Origin of the sequence: Micromonospora sp. NPDC005291 (assembly GCF_040607415.1) — a bacterium.
In the GTDB taxonomy this organism is placed as follows: Bacteria; Actinomycetota; Actinomycetes; order Mycobacteriales; family Micromonosporaceae; genus Micromonospora.
In genome coordinates this window covers 156,976-169,889 of sequence record NZ_JBEXGR010000005.1, presented here as the reverse complement: position 1 = coordinate 169,889, position 12,914 = coordinate 156,976, and the positions used below count along the sequence as shown (strand labels likewise).

9 protein-coding genes are annotated in these 12,914 nt (G+C 71.1%); 4 read left to right on the top strand and 5 right to left on the bottom strand.

All coding sequences use genetic code 11. The annotated features are described in order from the left end of the window. Positions 1-82 precede the first annotated feature (82 nt). The 4 genes from ABZT18_RS09475 to ABZT18_RS09460 all read left to right on the top strand — a co-directional run bounded on the left by ABZT18_RS09475 (position 83) and on the right by ABZT18_RS09460 (position 6,421). Positions 83-1,267 (top strand): hypothetical protein, encoded by a 1,185-nt coding sequence (locus ABZT18_RS09475; RefSeq protein ID WP_354993940.1) that lies wholly within the window; start codon positions 83-85, stop codon positions 1,265-1,267. Positions 1,268-1,768: 501 nt separating this feature from the next. Next, positions 1,769-2,854: a UDP-N-acetylglucosamine 2-epimerase (non-hydrolyzing) gene (wecB, locus tag ABZT18_RS09470; protein ID WP_354993941.1), complete on the top strand. Its 1,086-nt coding sequence runs from the start codon at positions 1,769-1,771 to the stop codon at positions 2,852-2,854. A gap of 34 nt (positions 2,855-2,888) precedes the next feature. After that, a complete protein-coding gene (locus tag ABZT18_RS09465; protein WP_354993942.1) occupies positions 2,889-4,301 on the top strand; it encodes a glycosyl transferase in 1,413 nt (470 codons plus the stop codon). Further along, positions 4,298-6,421 carry a glycosyltransferase family 1 protein gene (locus ABZT18_RS09460; RefSeq protein ID WP_354993943.1) on the top strand — a complete coding sequence of 708 codons (2,124 nt, stop codon included), beginning with the start codon at positions 4,298-4,300 and terminating at the stop codon, positions 6,419-6,421. The genes ABZT18_RS09465 and ABZT18_RS09460 overlap by 4 nt, the downstream gene beginning before the upstream one ends. Positions 6,422-6,487: 66 nt before the next feature. On the opposite strand, the gene ABZT18_RS09455 is transcribed toward ABZT18_RS09460, so the two are convergent. The 5 genes from ABZT18_RS09455 to ABZT18_RS09435 all read right to left on the bottom strand — a co-directional run bounded on the left by ABZT18_RS09455 (position 6,488) and on the right by ABZT18_RS09435 (position 12,782). Beyond that, a complete protein-coding gene (locus ABZT18_RS09455) occupies positions 6,488-8,122 on the bottom strand; it encodes a glycosyltransferase family 4 protein (protein WP_354993944.1) in 1,635 nt (544 codons plus the stop codon). 80 nt (positions 8,123-8,202) lie between these two features. Next, positions 8,203-9,882 carry a glycosyl transferase family 1 gene (locus tag ABZT18_RS09450; protein ID WP_354993945.1) on the bottom strand — a complete coding sequence of 560 codons (1,680 nt, stop codon included), beginning with the start codon at positions 9,880-9,882 and terminating at the stop codon, positions 8,203-8,205. Beyond that, a complete protein-coding gene (locus ABZT18_RS09445; RefSeq protein WP_354993946.1) occupies positions 9,879-10,907 on the bottom strand; it encodes a Gfo/Idh/MocA family oxidoreductase in 1,029 nt (342 codons plus the stop codon). Before ABZT18_RS09445 ends, ABZT18_RS09450 begins: the two co-directional genes overlap by 4 nt. Further along, positions 10,904-12,013 (bottom strand): DegT/DnrJ/EryC1/StrS family aminotransferase, encoded by a 1,110-nt coding sequence (locus ABZT18_RS09440; RefSeq protein ID WP_354993947.1) that lies wholly within the window; start codon positions 12,011-12,013, stop codon positions 10,904-10,906. Before ABZT18_RS09440 ends, ABZT18_RS09445 begins: the two co-directional genes overlap by 4 nt. A 124-nt stretch (positions 12,014-12,137) precedes the next feature. Then, positions 12,138-12,782 (bottom strand): TetR/AcrR family transcriptional regulator, encoded by a 645-nt coding sequence (locus tag ABZT18_RS09435; RefSeq protein WP_354993948.1) that lies wholly within the window; start codon positions 12,780-12,782, stop codon positions 12,138-12,140. Between the last annotated feature and the right edge of the window lie 132 nt (positions 12,783-12,914).

Here is a 12,914-nt window from a genome sequence, read left to right as displayed (position 1 = left end):
GCGCGGGGGCCATCTCCGGGGGTGACGCCGGATCCCGTCCGCGCCCGACCGATCACCCCGCCTCAGCGTAGACAGGACGAAAATGGACGTGGTGACGACCGACGAGCGCCGCCCGTCGACGACGGAACAGAGCCCTGCCGAGACGCCGGCGCCTCGGGACGGGGCCATGCTCCGGTTCCGCGCCGCCTTCCAGCTGGCCCTGCCGGCCCTGGTCGCGTACGCGGCGACCCGCGTGGTCGGCGGAGTCACGTTCTACATCTGGGCCCGCGCCACCAACCGCAGCACGGAGAGCCTGCTCACCCGGTTCGACGGCACCTACTACCTGTTGATTGCCCAACACGGCTACGACGGGTACGAAAAGCTGCAGAGCAACATGGCTTTCTTTCCGCTCTACCCAGGCATGTTGGCTCTGCTGGAACCGCTCAGCCCGTTCGACCACCGCAAGACCGCCCTCGTCGTGGCCTGGGCTGCGGCGCTCGCCGCCGCCTGGGGGCTATTCGCCGTCGGCAACCTGCTGCACAGTCGGCGGGTCGGGATCCTGCTCGCGGCGCTCTGGGGAGTGCTTCCGCACAGCATCGTAGAGTCGATGTCGTACAGCGAAGGCCTGTTCACGGCCCTCGCGGCCTGGACGCTCTACGCGCTGCTGCGCGATCGCTGGCTCACCGCGGGCGTGCTCTGCCTGCTCGCCGGCCTCACCCGTCCCACCGGCTCGTCGCTGATCGCCGTCGTCGGGCTGGCCGCGCTCGTCGCCGTCATCAAGCGGCGCCACGGCTGGCGCCCCTGGGCGGCCATGATCCTGGCGCCCCTCGGCTGGCTGGGCTACCTGGCCTGGGTCGGCGTGCAGACCGGCCGGCCCGACGGCTGGTTCCACATCCAGGACGCCGGTTGGGGCACCACCTTCGACTTCGGTGTCGACACCCTGCAGCGGGGTCAGATGGTGCTGAGCAAGGCGTCGGCGCTGGAGTTGTACATGGTGACCCTGGTAGCGGGCCTGGCGATCCTGCTCTTCGTGCTGAGCGTGCTCGACCGGCAGCCTTGGCAACTGCTGCTCTACAGCGGCCTGCTGCTGGTCACCACGCTCGGCGCGGCCGGCTACTACCACTCCAAAGCCCGGTTCCTGCTCCCGGCGTTTCCGCTGCTGATCCCGCCTGCGGTGGCGTTGGCCCGCGCCGGCTGGGCCCGCGCGGCCACCGTGATCACCGCCATGATGATCATGTCCGCCTACTTCGGCGGCTACCTGCTCATGGTGTGGCGCTCCTCGCCCTAGCCTGACGCGTTCCCGGTCAGACGGGTCAGTCCGCGGGCACCAGTCGTTGCTGGACTACGTGCCGGAGGGTGCGACCCGCGCTCGGTACGGGCCCGGCATCGGACGGCGGCCCCGAGAAGCGAGGTACCGGACAAAATCCGCTAGGGTTGGCCGCTGTGTTCCCGCCACCGCCTGCTTCTTCCCGGGGGGCCGACCGGCCCGAGCACGCTGTGTCGTGCGGTCGACACCGGCTCCGAGGCAGCGAGCGCGTACGTCGTCGCGCGCCGCGCGAAGCACTACTATTCCAGGGGCCGTCGCCCGCCAGCCGGATACCGCGGCGTCGGCGGGCGCAGCCACCGCCGTGGTCGTCCCCGGTGCCCACCCGGGTCCGGCGCCACACAGCTCCATAGCTCGGCCCGGCCGGGGCACCCCGACCGGTTGAGGTGAACGGCGCCGACCCGCGCCCCGGGGTGGCAACCGCCCGCCCATCGTCCCCGTCGCAGACCCCCGAGGAGTCAGGTAGTGAAGGTTGTCAGCATCGTCGGCGCCCGTCCGCAGTTGGTGAAGCTGGCACCGATCGCCGCGGCGTTCGCGGTGGACGGCTGTGAGCATGTGATCGTGCACACCGGCCAGCACTACAACGCGGATCTGTCCGACGTGTTCTTCTCCGGCCTCGGCATCCCCGACCCGGACGTGCACCTGGGCATCGGCTCCGGCAGCCACGGCGTGCAGACGGGCCGGACGCTGGCCGCGCTCGACCCGGTGCTCGCCGCCGAGCGGCCGGACTGGGTCCTGGTCTACGGCGACACCAACTCGACCCTGGCCGGCACCCTGTCGGCGGTCAAGCAGCACCTGCCGGTCGCCCACCTGGAGGCCGGACTGCGCTCGTTCAACCGCCGCATGCCCGAGGAACACAACCGGGTACTCACCGACCACTCCGCGGACCTGCTGCTCGCCCCCACCGAGGAGGCGATGCGGCACCTGGCGTCGGAGGGCCTGACGTCCCGGGCGGTCCTGGTCGGCGACGTGATGGTGGACGTCTGCCTGCGGGTCCGGGACGACGTGACGCGCGGGGACCAGCCCCGGCCGCCGTTGCCCGAGGGGATCGACCCGGAGCAGCCGTACCTGCTGGCCACCCTGCACCGCGCCGAGAACACCGACGACCCGCAGCGGCTCGCCGCACTGCTCGACGCGCTGGCCGACCTGCCGGTGCCGGTGGCGCTGCTCGCCCACCCGCGGCTGGTGGCCCGCGCCGACGAGTACGGCCTGAAGCTTTCTCGGGGCTCCCTGCACGCCGGCCGGCCACTGCCGTACGGCGCCATGGTCGCCGCGGTACTCGGCTCCGTCGGGGTGGTCACCGACTCGGGCGGCCTGCAGAAGGAGGCCTACCTGCTGGACCGCCCCTGCACGACGCTGCGCACCGAGACGGAGTGGGTGGAGACCCTCGAAGGCGGCTGGAACGCACTGGTCCCCGACCCGCGCGAACTGGGTGCGCAGTGGGCGACCACCGCGACCCGCCCGGCCCCGCAAGCCCCGCGCGGCACCCCGTACGGCGACGGCCGGGCCGCCCACCGGGTCGCCGAGACGCTGCGGCGTCACCTGGCATGATGGCGCATCCCCTCCTCACGATCGGGTACCTGCGATGAGCAATCGAGTTGCACCCCTTCCCCGGTCCGGCGGCGGACGGCGACCACACGCCATCTACCTGGCGATCGGGTTCCCGCCTGCGGCGAAGAGCAGCGCATACCGATTGCGCGAGACGGCGAATCAGTTCGTCGCCATGGGCTGGGACATCACCGTCATCACCATCTGCCAGGAAGCCTGGGAGCGCGAGTACGGCCTGGACCACACCCTCTCCGAGAAGGTCGACCCCCGGGTCAAGGTGATCGAGCTGCCGCTGATCCGGGAGGACCTGGAGACCGACATCCGCGCCTTCTCCGAAGCACGGTCGATCGACCCGGCGGGGTGGATCAGCCGGCTCCGCAAGCGCGAGCAGAAGATCTTCCCTGAGCCGGTCTTCGGCGGCTGGCGCTATGAGTTGGAGAAGGCGGTGATCCAGCAGCACCGCCAGCACCCCGCGGACCTGCTGATCTCCTCCTGCGCCCCGTACGTGAACCTCGCGGCGACCTGGAAGCTGTGGGAGGAGTACAAGGTTCCCTACGCGGTCGATTTCCGGGATGGCTGGTCGCTGGACGTGATCGGTGGCGGCGAGGCCTTCACTCGTGACTCGGTCTCCGGGCGTTGGGAGTTCAAGGTCCTCGAGCACGCACTTGCGGTCTGGTGCGTGAACGACCCCATCGCCGGCTTCTACCGTGAGCGTTACCCGCACCTGGCCGACCGGGTGCACGTCGTGCGCAATGGCTACGACGAGGACAGCCTCCCCGATGTCAGCGGCCGGTCACCGGATCCGGCCGCAGGGCTGACCTTCGGCTACCTCGGCTCGGTCAACTTCACCCCGGCCTTCCTGGAGTCGGTGCTCGACGGGTGGCGGATCGCACGGCGCAACGATCCGGTCCTGGCCCGCTCCCGGTTCGAGGTGCGCGGCCACATCGGCGCCGGCCCGATGCGGGAGGCCAACCGGCACATGGACCTGCTCAAAGAGGCTGCCGTCGACAATGTCAGCTTCGGCGGCCCGGTACCGAAGTCGGACCTGGCAGCGACGTTTGGCTCCTGGGACGCCCTGGTGCTGATGCTGGTCGGCGGCCGCTTTGTCACCTCCGGCAAGGTGTACGAGTTCATGGCCACCGGGCTGCCGGTGCTCTCCGCCCACGACGTCGACCACGACGCAACGAACATCCTGGCCGGACATCCACTCTGGACCGGCGCGGTGGGTCTGGACCCGCACCGGCTGGCGGACTCCTTCTCGGAGGCAGCGCGAATGGCCCTGAAGGCCACTGACGAGGACCGGGCCGCGGCACGCCAGCTCGCTAGCCGGTTCGCCCGGCCCGCTGTGCTCGCCCCGGCCGTGCGACACCTCACCGAACTCGCGCGGCCGACCCCGGCCGGCGTTCCCGCCCCGGCCGCGACCGCTTCGACTGGAGATGTCCAACCATGACCACCGTGCTCATCGTGGCCACCGTCGCGCCGAAGCAGCCGGCCGTCCTGGTCGAGGCGCTGGAGCGCTTCCGTAGCAAGGGCGCCACCGTCACGGTGGCCTGCTTCTTCGACAGCGAGGAGTTGGGGATCGACCCGACGCTGGCGGAGATCCGCACCTTCGCCGTACCGGGCGAGAAGCGGGACGCCCGGTTCCGCAAGGCCCTCGGGCGGGCACCGGCCAACCGGAAGATCTGGCTGCACGCTCGACGCAGCACCTGGCTGCGGCAGCAATACCGCCGGGCCGACCTGCTGGTCGCTCTCGACGCTCGCGCGGTGCACACGGTCTGGGAGATGGCGCAGCGCAACACCCGGGCCGGCGCCTATTACGGGCTCGTGCCCGCGCAGAAGGCCCTCGCCTCCAACCGGAGCGAGTCGGTCGGGAAGCGCCTGGAGCGCCAGGTCGCCGCCGCTGCCGGCATCGGCGCGCGCGGGGCCCGCAGCGCCGCGGAGCAGACCATCCGGACCACCCTCAAGAAGGCCACCGGCCAGCGGGTGATGAGCAACCCGGCGGGCGCCTGGCTCTGGACCCAGGCCGTGGCGGCGCCCCGCGTCCCGGACCGGCTCCGCAGCAAGCTCGCCGTCCGCCTGCACGACAGCGCGGTCCGGGCCGGTCGCACGGCCGCCGGCGCCCGGGCCGCGTCCGCAGCCGTACAGCGGATCAGCAGCCTCGCCACCCGCGCCGATACGCTGACCAAGGCGGCGAAGACGGAGCTGACGCTCGGCCATCAGCCGAGCGGCCTGCACGACGCGATCCGGGCCCAGCTCGCGTTGGCGGACGACCTGCTGCCCCGGGACACCAAGAAGGCCGCGGCGGCCGTCTCCATGGCGTGGAGCCTGTCGTCCAACCGGGTACTGCACTTCGATCGACTCACCTCGCCGATGAGCACGGATCCGGGAGCCTTCGTGGCACCGTTCCGGGCCAGCACCGCAGCGCGAAAGCTGTCCCAGCCGCGCGGTCGGCTCACCCCGGCAGCCCCTGCGCCGACCGACCGGCCGCTGCGCCTGCTGGTGACGACGTTGATCAACGACAACTTCCTGCCGGAGATTCTGGAGCGCTACCGGGCCATGCCGAACGTGGAGGTCCGATTCCTGGACCTCTACGAGGACGAGGTGACCCGCCCGCTCGCGCTCAGCGGCAGCACCGTCATGGAACACCTGCTGGCCGGTGACTCGTCCTACGGCGCCAAGATCGAGGAGTGGCTCCGGCCGCACCTCGACTGGGCGGACACCATCTTCGTCGACTGGTGCCAAGCCACCGCGGCGCTCTTCACCCTGCACGACCCGGGCAGCACCCGGATCATCGTCCGGCTGCACAGCTTCGAGGCGTTCAACTTCTGGCCACACCTGGTGGACTTCTCCCGGGTCGACGACGTCGTCTTCGTCTCCGACCACCTGCGCGACCTCTCCACCGCCGTGCTGCCGCAGCTCACCGAGACGGATGGGCCCCGCCTCTGGGTCATCGACAACGCGATGGACCTGCAACGCTACCCACGGTCGAAGCCGGCCGACGCCCGGTTCAACCTCGGCATGGTCGGGTTCAGCTCGGTGGCCAAGGACCCGCGGTGGACGATCGAGGTGCTGCGGAAGCTGCGCGAACGGGACGAGCGGTACCGGCTGACGCTGATCGGCAGCAACTTCAACGACCGGACCAGCAAGCCCGCCAAGGACTACGGCAAGCTGCTCAAGCAGGACCTGGCGGAGCTGGAGCCACTGGGGGCGGTGCGGCGCTACGGGCAGACCGACGACGTCCCGGCCGCACTGCAGGAAGTCGGCGTCATCGTGAGTTCCTCGGTACGCGAGAGTTTCCACTGCGGCCTGGTGGAGGGCGCCGCCAGCGGGGCGGTGCCGGTGGTGCGTGACTGGCCGTTCTTCGCCGGCAAGCCGCACGGCGCCCGAACCCTCTTCCCGGCCGACTGGGTGGCCGAGAGCCCGGCTGAGGCGGCGGAGCGGATATTCGCCGCCACCGCCACCGAGGAGCAGTGGCGGGAGACCGGCCAGGCCGCGGCGGAACACGCGCTGAAGACCTGGGACTGGAGCGTCACCCAGTCCGGCTTCGACCGGCTGCTGCTCGACGACTGAGCCGTTGGCAAGGCGGAACAGCAGATACGCGGGGGGCTTGGCCGACTGGCCAAGCCCCCCGCCCGGTCAGCTCACGGGCAGTGAGGAGCGCTGCGCCACGGTCGACGGGTTGGCCGTGCGCTGCGCCGGGGCCTTCGGGCGGTCCGGCAGCAGGCGGGTGTAGACCTCGTCCATCACCCGCGCCTGCGCCTCCCAGGTCCACTGGTCAAGCACACCCGGCCGGTCGTACGCCACCCGGTACCGCTGCGGGTCGGCCAGCACCTCCCGCACGGCACGCAGGTAGTCGTCCAGATCCTCGGCCCGGAAGACCTCGCCCTGGCCGTTGGCCCGCGTCGCCTCGGCCATGGTCTTGACGTCGCTGACCACCATCGGCAGCCGGCCGTGCGCGTACTCGAAGAACTTGGTGATCAACGCCAACTCGTGGTTCGGCTTGTGGTGGATCGGGATGACGCCGAGGTCGGCCGGGCCCACGAACGCGGAGACCTGCCAGTGCGGCACGTACGGCAGCAGGTGCACTCGGTCGGCCACCCCCAACTCGGCGGCGAGTTCCTCCAGCTCGTACATGATCGGAACCTTGCCGTTGGGGTGCACCGACACGAGCGCGACATGCGCGTCGGGCATCCGGGTCAGGCCTCGGATCATGATGTCGACCCCGCGGGACGGGTTGATGCCGCCGCAGTAGACCAGCAGGGGCGTGCCCGCGTCGATCCCGCACAGCGCCCGGATGTCGGGAATTGGCATCGCCCGCTGCTCGAGGGTGAGCTCAGCGGGCGGGGCGTTCAGCACGACCGCCGGCTGTTCGGGCAGGTCGTGCGTTTCCCGAAGCAGGTCGGCCAGGGTCGAGGAGACGGTCATGACGCCGTCGGCGTACGGGGCGTGCTCTCGGACGTAGGCAATCTGAGCCGGCAGCCAGCGAAGATTCTTGGGCCGACCGATGATGCCGGGCACGAACTCGTGCGCATCCCAGACCAGCTTGACGTCCCGCCCGGCGGCGCGGGACCGCATCATCGCGCGCGCACCCACGCCGAGCATCCGGAAGTCGTGCGCGTGGATCAGATCCGGCTGTAGCTCGTCCACCACCGGCCCGAAGGCCAGTTCGAAGTCCCACAGCTCCGGGTCCAGGCGGCGCCACGCCCGGTCGCCGTGCAGGCGCTGCCAGAGCCGCAGCGCGGCCCGGTCCAGCAGGGCGTTCGGGTCCTGCTGGCGCTCTTGGAGGCGCTGCAGCTCGCGGGTCCGAAGCTTGACCCACTGGAACTTCGCCTTGTTGACGAAGTACGGCGCGGCCAGGCGGGCCTTGCCGGTCAGCTCCGCCCAGCGCGGCCCGCCCGCACGACGGGCGACTTCGATCTCGGCCAGCCGGAAGTCGAGGTCGTTGCGGCGCGCCTTGAGCACGTTCAGGTTCCGCTTCGCGGTAAGTCCCGGCTTGTACGCCAGCGGGCGGCGCAGCAGCGCGCGGCGGTGGGTGATCGGATGTGGAATCCGCCGCGCCACCCGGATCAGGCGGACCTGAGCCTCGCCGATCCGCCAGGTCTCCTCGGGGTTGCTGCCCTTGAGGATGCCGACGAGGATCACCTCCCAGCCGGCCTCGGCGGCCGACCGGGCGGCCTTCTGCACGCGGGAGTCACCGTGGACCCCGTTGTCGACCAGCATCACCACCCGCCCCCGGGTCGGCCGGGCGTCGGTATCCGGGACAGCTTGCATCGGGTGCCTTCTCCTTGTTCAAGGTCCTGCGCGGGCGCGGATCGGCGGTCGCCGGTCGCCGCGGCGACGACCGGCGCTGATCACCGGAGGAAAGCGTCGAAGACCTGCGCGGTGCGCCGGCCGTCGTGGTGTTCACGGACATAACGGAGACCCTCCGCGGCGAGGGCTGTCGCCCCGGCACGGTCGTCGAGCAACGACTCGATCGTCTTGACGAGCGTGGTAGGCGTGGCGTTCGCGATCGGCGGCTGGACGCCGGCCGCGCGGTGCGCGCTCTCGCTGAGATACGCCACCACCACCTTGCCGGCGGCCATCCCCTCACAGGAGAACGTGCCGTAGCTGCCGATCACGAGTTGGTCGACGATGATGTCCGCGTCGTGCACCTGCCGGCGCATCTCGCTATAGGGCAGCCCCTCCACCAGCCGTAGCTCGATCCGCCCCTGGTCGTGCAGCTCCTGCAACCGGGGCAGCAGCCGGTCGGTTCCTTTTGTCCAGCGATTCGACGGCGCGTGCAGCACCACCGGCCGGGCGCGCTCCAGCACCGGGCGGTCGCAGGCCCAGCCGTCCACGTCGACGATCAGCGGCGCCCAGGTGGCGAACGGCACGTCGTCCAGCAGGTCGGGGGTGGTCACGAAGAACGGCAGGCCGCTCTCCTCGGCGGTACGCCGGTTCCGCTCGGTCACCGTGGTGAGCCGCTCGCGCAGTTCCTCGTCCGCGTCCCGGAACGCGGACTCGGCGTGCCGCTCCAGGTGCGCTCCCGGATGGCGGATCTCGCTGCCGTGCGCCAGCAACGCGACCTTGAGCCGGGCCCGGCGCAGCGCGGGCAGGTCTGCGGAAATGTCGTCGCCGTTGCCCCGGCCGAGCACCGGGCGGAACGCGTCCACGATCAGGTGCGTGTACCAGCCGAGCACCCGGAGGGCCTGCTCCGTCTGCACGTCGAGCCGGTGTTCGCCCGGGTAGTTCAGGTAGCGGTCGGCCGGGTAGCGATAGGTGGCCGGCGGCTTGGCCATCACCAGCTCGATGCCGACGTCCGCCCGCGCGGCGGTGATCGCCACCGCCAGGGCGGAGAGCTGCCCGGCGTAGTTCGCCGTGCCCAGCCCCAACCGGACCGGACCGGCGCCGAGCGCCCGCCAGGGACCCGGGGTGCCGGCCTCGATCGGCGCGACCGGCGGCTCGTCCGGTGCGGGCGGCGCGTCCCCGCGCTGCCGGGCCCGCTCCACCGCCTTCGCGACGGAGGGCAGCGACCCGGGCGCGAAGAAGTCGCCGGCCCGGTGCCGGGCAAGGTGCTCGCGGGCCGCCCGGCTGTCTGCCGCGACGACGCGCAGCCCGGCGGCGAGGTAGGTGTCGAGCAGCGCGAGACCGGCGTCCGGGTCGAACCCGAACACGGCCACGTCCGCCGAGGCGAGGAACGCGGCGGTCATCGTGCTCGGGCGCGGCACCTCGTGGATCCGACGCCGGGCCTTGCCGGCCCGGCGGAGCAGGTCCTCGGTGGCCACCCGCTCCGCCTCGCCGCGGACCAGCGCCAGGTGGAACTCGGGCAACCGGGCCATGGCGCCTACCACGCCGGCCAGCGCCCGGTCGCCTGCGACTCCGCCCGCGTGCACCAGCAGCGGCGTACCAGCGGGAAGCTCACAGAGCTCGCGTACCGAAGGGGTCTCCCAGGGCCGCGTGCCTACGGCGGCCCGGCGGAGCGCGATGCGCCACCGCCGGGGAACCCGCCGCCGCACCGCCGAGACCACCCGCCGAGCCGGCGCCGGGCTCATCGCAGTGCCGGCTCCGCGTCGCTGCCGCCGGGCACGACCGACACGACCTTACCGTCGGAGGCCGACTCCAGCAGCGCCGCCGCGACCTGCACGGTACGCAGACCTTGCCGCAGGGTGACGATGTCGCTCTCCTTGCCCTCGACCGCGTCACGGAACCGCTCGTGCTCGACGAGCAGCGGCTCCCGCTTCGGAATGGCGTAGCGGACCATGTCGCCCTCGGCCACGCCGCGGAAGGCGCGCAGCGCCTCCCACTCGGTGTCAATGGCAGCGTTGGCGTAGAAGGTGAGGTCGGCGGTGAGCGTGTCGGCGACGAAGCAGCCCTTGTCACCGGTGATCACGGTGGACCGCTCCTTGAGCGGGCTCAGCCAGTTGACCAGGTGGTTGACCATCGTGCCGTCGGCGAGCTGGCCGACAACGGCGACCATGTCCTCGTGCAGCCGGCCACTACGGGAGACTGTTCGAGCCGAGACCGATGAGTATTCCTGACCGGTCACCCAGGCGGTCAGATCAATGTCGTGGGTGGCCAGGTCCATCACCACGCCGACGTCGGCGATCCGGTGCGGGAACGGGCCCTGGCGCCGGGTGACGACCTGGAAGACCTCGCCCAGCTCACCGGCCTCCAGCCGGATACGCAGGCTCTGCAGCGCCGGGTTGTAGCGCTCGATGTGACCGACGCCGGCAACCAGACCTGCGGACTCAAACGCCTCGACCAGCCGGGTGGCCGTCTCGACCGACTGGGCCAGCGGCTTCTCGATCAGCGCGCACACCCCGTTGGCTGCCAACTCCAGGCCGACCCGTTCGTGCAGCGCGGTCGGACAGGCGACCACCGCGTAGTCGATGCCCATCGCCAGCAGGTCACCGAGCTCCGGGACCACCGGGGCCCGCAGGGTGCCGGTGGTGTCGCCGGCCGGGTCGACGACGGCGACCAGTTCGACGCCGTCCAGGTTGGAGAGCACCCGGGCGTGGTTGCGACCCATCGCACCGAGGCCGATCAGGCCGGCGCGCAGCTTGCCCCGCTCGCTCATCGGGCACCCCCGGCGAGGTTCGCACCCTCGGCGATCCGGTCGAGCTCGACCTGGGTCAGCGACGGGTGCACCGGCAGCGAGATCACCTCGGCGGCGGCCCGCTCGGTCTCCGGCAGCTCCCACGGGCCGGGCTTGCCGTCCTCGGTGAGGTAGGGCTTGAGCCGGTGGATCGGCGTCGGGTAGTAGACGGCGTTGCCGATTCCCAGCTCGGTCAGGCGCTGCTGGGTGGCGTCCCGGTCGCCCCGTGCCCGCACCGTGTACTGGTGGTAGACGTGCCGGGCGCCGTCGGCCACCGGCGGGGTGACCAGGCCGGTGATGGTGGAGTCGAGGAACTTCGCGTTCGCGCGACGCTGCTCGGTCCACTCGCCGAGCTGGGTCAGCTGCACCCGACCGATGGCCGCCGCCACGTCGGTCATCCGCATGTTGGCGCCCACGATCTCGTTGGCGTAGCGCTGCTCCATGCCCTGGTTGCGCAGCAGCCGCAGGGTGCGGGCGAGCCCGGCATCCCCGGTGCTGACCATGCCGCCCTCCAGGGAGTGCATGTTCTTGGTGGGGTAGAAGCTGAAGCAGCCGGCGGTGCCGAAGGCGCCGACCGGGGTGCCGTGCAGGCCGGCCCCGTGTGCCTGGGCGGCGTCCTCGACGACGGCGAGGTCGTGCCGCTCGGCGATAGCCATGATCCTGTCCATCGCGGCGGGGTGGCCGTAGAGGTGCACCGGCATGATCGCGACGGTGCGCGGGGTGATCGCCGCGGCGACCGCCTCCGGGTCGACGCAGAAGTTGCCCGCCTCGATGTCGACGAAGACCGGCTCAGCACCCACCAGCCGGACGGCGTTGGCGCTGGCCGCGAAGGAGAACGAGGGCACGATGACCTCGTCGCCGGGGCCGAACCCGAGCGCCATCAGGGTCAGCTGGAGCGCCGAGGTGCCGGAGTTGACGGCGACGCAGTGCCGACCGTCGACGAGCTCGCCGAACTCCTCCTCGAACGCCGCCACCTCCGGCCCCTGCACCACCTTCCCGCTGCGCAGCACCCGCACAGCCGCCTCGATCTCAGCTTCACCGATGATCGGACGTGCCGGTGGGATGAAGTCTGGGTTCTGCCCAGCCATGGGGGTCCTCCTGGGTCTAGACGGTGCAGGCGGGGGTTCGGATGGCGATACTAGCCGGTCCCGATTTACGGCGACTGGTACGGCCGCGACGTTCAAGTGCCGACATGGTCGGGTGCAGGCTCGGTCAGTGGGCCGGCATTCTGGGGGCCTGACTCTCGACCAAACCAGCACATGTTATCCGCAACGCGGCCACGATCGCGTTAGCCATGTTCGTCAGCTCGGTGGTGTCCAGCGGCGAGCGGGAGATCGCGAGCCGCCAGTAGATCGGGCCGATGATCAGATCGATCGCCGCCGACGGGTCGGTACCGGCCGGCAGCTCTCCCCGGTCGACCGCCTGGCCGATGACCATCTCCCCGATCCGGACCTGGTAGTCGCGCAGCGCCCGCTGGAGGGTCTCCGCGATCTGCGGGTTGCGCGCCGCCTCGGCCAGCAGGTCCGGAATGATCTGCGAAGCCAGCGGGTGGCCAAGGGCCCCCGAGGCGATCATGAGCAGCAGCTGGACGTCGCCCTGCAGGCTGCCGGTGTCGAGCAGCGGCAACTTCTTCCCGGCGACCGCGCTCACCATGTCGAGCACCAGTTCCAGCTTCGAACGCCACCGCCGATAGATCGCCGTCTTGCTGACACCGGCCCGTCGGGCGACCGCCTCGACGGAGAACCGGCCGTAGCCGGTCTGCGCAAGTTCCTGCATGACGGCTCGGCGGATGGCCGTGGTGATGTCGTCGCGAAGAACGGCCGCACCGGCGGGAGCACGCCTCTTCTCGGTCGTCACGTGGGACAATGTAGCGCAACGACGCTACGGTTGCGTCCTGACGTGTTTTCCACTACCTTCCACCCAGCAGCGGAGCAGCCTCCCCATACCGGCCACGCTAGATTTCATCGCCGCGACACATCCTCATTGCTC